Below are 2895 nucleotides of genomic sequence, written 5' to 3' on the forward strand. Positions count from 1 at the left end.
TTTCCAACATTCTTTCATCATGTCGTCTATGAAACAATACACTTCGGTGATATAGTCTTCCGTGAGCATGCTTGAATACCTTTCTAAGTTGGTTGTAGCTAACCTAACTTAATCGATATTTCGGCTATTAATAGCCCAAGCATGCTCTTTTTCGTTTTTTACCAATAAAACTTGCACACGGCGTAAATTGGTATCGTAACTTCTTTGTATTGCTGATAAATAAAATAGCGCAATGAGCTTTCATTGCGATGAAGAGGAGAAACGCCGCCAAGCGTCACAACGCTTGGCGGCGATTTCCCATGTGATTGTCGAGTTTACAGCGCCGCGGCTGGAATATTTTTTGCTTCAGCACTCAAGGAAATTATATCCGGATACAGACTCACCAGCGCACCCATTCCAATTGGTTGTTTGAAGGCCGCGAGTTTGGAAAAATGCCGGATAGCCTCCTTATTTATCGTCGCTGCTTTTTTGAATTCCACCGGGTAGAGTGTGCCGTTCTGCTTGATGATCAGATCAATTTCGCCGGGATTACGCTGCTTGTCACGGTAATAGTAAAAATTCGCTTCCATCCCTGCGTTGGCGTAACTTTTCAGGATTTCCGCGAAACACCAGGACTCGAAGAAGTGTCCTGCAGCAGCTCCGTTCGCCAACACCTCCGGCGTAGTCCATTCCGTGAGATATGCCATTAAACCCGTATCCAGCATGTAGAGTTTCGGCGTGGAGACCATCGCCGCCGCACAGCTTGCTTTATAAGGATACAGCAATTTGACAATTCCGGAAGTTTGGAGGATGCTCAGGTAGTTTTTGGCCGTCGGCTGGCTGACTCCGGTATCGCGGGCGAGGTCGGAATAATTGAGCATCTGGCCGGAACGGGCGGCGACCGATTTCAAGAAAGCATAGAATTTCTCCTGATCGGCCACTTGCGTCAACTGGCTTACATCCCGGTCAAGATAGCTCCTTACATAAGATTGATAAAATCGCGTCCGGAATTTGTCCCCGTCCGGCGAAGCCGCCAGTTCAGGATAACTCCCCCGCCATAGTGCTGCAAAAAATTCAGACGGCGTTTTTGAGGGCATATTGTCAAGTGAAAAGGTGTCGGGCAGAAATGCTCGTTCCGGCTGCCCGTTCCGTTCGCGGTTGGAAAGTCCGTACATCATGAAAATACCGATACGCCCGGCCAGCGATTCCGTCACCCCCTTCATCAACTGGAACTGTTGAGAGCCGGTCAGCCAGTAAAGTCCCCTGGCATGTTCCGGATCTTCATGACGGCGAGCGTCAATGATCTCCTTGATATAAGGGAGAAGCTCCGGAGCATATTGAATTTCATCAATAATGACAGGAGGCGGATTATCCGCCAGAAAAAGCCGGGGATCTTCTTTGGCGCGCATCTGCACATCCAACGCATCGAGAGATACAAAGCGCCGTTCTTTTTCCGCAATGGCCCGTAAAAACGTCGTCTTTCCAACCTGCCGAGCTCCGGTGATCAACAACGCAGGAAAAAAATGGCTTGCTTCCAGAAACGGTTTTTCCAAACTCCTCTTGATATACATAAAATCCTCCAAATTTCAAAGTATAACTTTAAAATAGCGTCATTAATTTATATTTCAAGCCTCTTTACGCTAATTCAAAATCATTCTTTGAAAAAGATGAATTCTACCTGTCCTATTACCAAATAACCGATATCCGATAACTGTGTATCAATAATGGCGGGGAAAATTGACTACCTGTAAATCCGGGAGTTTTCTTTGGCGCGTATTCTTCCCTTGAAAACTACCGGCTATATGTCTTTCGTCAACACCGGAACCCAGAAACCTGAAACTCAAGGGAATTGGGTGGGAGTATGAAATATTTCGTATCGCAGAGATTGCTTTTTTCCAATCCAATCACTATTGTAAAGAAGCAGAAGTGGACAAGGAACAGCAGTCATGAAAATCGAATCTTTGAAAATAAAGAATTTCAAGACCTTTCGAAATACAATGTGGATATTCCAAATTTCTGTGTGCTTACATTCTTATGGAAAGGTTTCTGGCATTCCTTCTGAATGGAAGAAAATTTGCTGAAGTAACCTGTGGCAGCATCCGATTATACCTAGTGAAAATCGGTGCTGTCATTCGTCGCAATACCCGAAAAATCTATGTCGCTCTTTCAAGCGCTTGTCCGAATCAGGAACTGTTGCGCTTGATCGCTGCAAAGATCATTGCCATGGAATAATCGTCAGGAGAGCTGTTCCCGGCTTGCTGATCAACAACGGGGGAAAGGGAGAGGTATGGCCAATTTATGGAATACAAGGCTGAATATTCTTGAAAAAACAAGCGCAAGGCTCTGGAAAAGCATTTTTCTCAAAACTGGAAAATTCATGCAATATTCAGGTTAGGAGAATAGTTATAGCCTTGGAGCCTCAGCAGCTATAATCGCTTTTGAACGACATATGTGATTTGCGGAAGCGACTTGGTGAGTTGTGCTGAAGTTTGGCGAATGTCTTGGAAAAACAGTACTGATCGGCAAAACCGAGCTCCTTCGCAATCTCCTTGATGGAAAGATTGCTGAAGTGCAGAAGATAGCAGGCCCGTTCAATTTTCCGGCGCCGGACGAATGCCTGCGGACTCTCCTCCATCGTCGCGGAAAAGAGCCGGACAAACGCATTGCGCGCCAGGCCGCAATGATTCGCCAGCATATTGTTGTCCAGCTTTTCATTCAAATGCTCTGAAATGTATTTCAACGCGACATGAATCCGGCGGTTGATGGGCAGTTCCTTGATCTCCATCTCCTCCGGGCAGCGCAACAGTACATGTCCCAACACGGTAGTGTCAAAAGTAATATGAAAAAATGAAAGTTTTGTTTTTGCGGCGGGTAATACATCCGAACCCGTCCGCGTTCAAGCGAAAATCCGGCATA

Annotated in this window: 3 protein-coding genes; 1 reads left to right on the forward strand and 2 read right to left on the reverse strand. The window is 45.9% G+C overall.

What is annotated here, in order from left to right; all coding sequences use genetic code 11:
- Nucleotides 1-314 precede the first annotated feature (314 nt).
- Nucleotides 315-1532 (reverse strand): ATP-binding protein, encoded by a 1218-nt coding sequence (locus C8D82_RS20375; RefSeq protein ID WP_207776207.1) that lies wholly within the window; start codon nucleotides 1530-1532, stop codon nucleotides 315-317.
- A 475-nt stretch (nucleotides 1533-2007) separates the two neighbouring features.
- Here C8D82_RS20375 and C8D82_RS22450 point away from each other — a divergent pair, with 475 nt between their 5' ends.
- Nucleotides 2008-2211, forward strand: a complete 204-nt coding sequence (locus tag C8D82_RS22450; protein ID WP_390621896.1) for a transposase — start codon at nucleotides 2008-2010, stop codon at nucleotides 2209-2211.
- A 187-nt stretch (nucleotides 2212-2398) separates the two neighbouring features.
- On the opposite strand, the gene C8D82_RS20385 is transcribed toward C8D82_RS22450, so the two are convergent.
- Entirely contained in the window at nucleotides 2399-2764 is a 366-nt protein-coding gene (locus C8D82_RS20385) for a helix-turn-helix domain-containing protein (RefSeq protein WP_116886132.1), read from the reverse strand.
- Nucleotides 2765-2895: the final 131 nt, after the last annotated feature.

This window comes from Victivallis vadensis (genome assembly GCF_003096415.1).
GTDB lineage: Bacteria > Verrucomicrobiota > Lentisphaeria > Victivallales > Victivallaceae > Victivallis > Victivallis vadensis.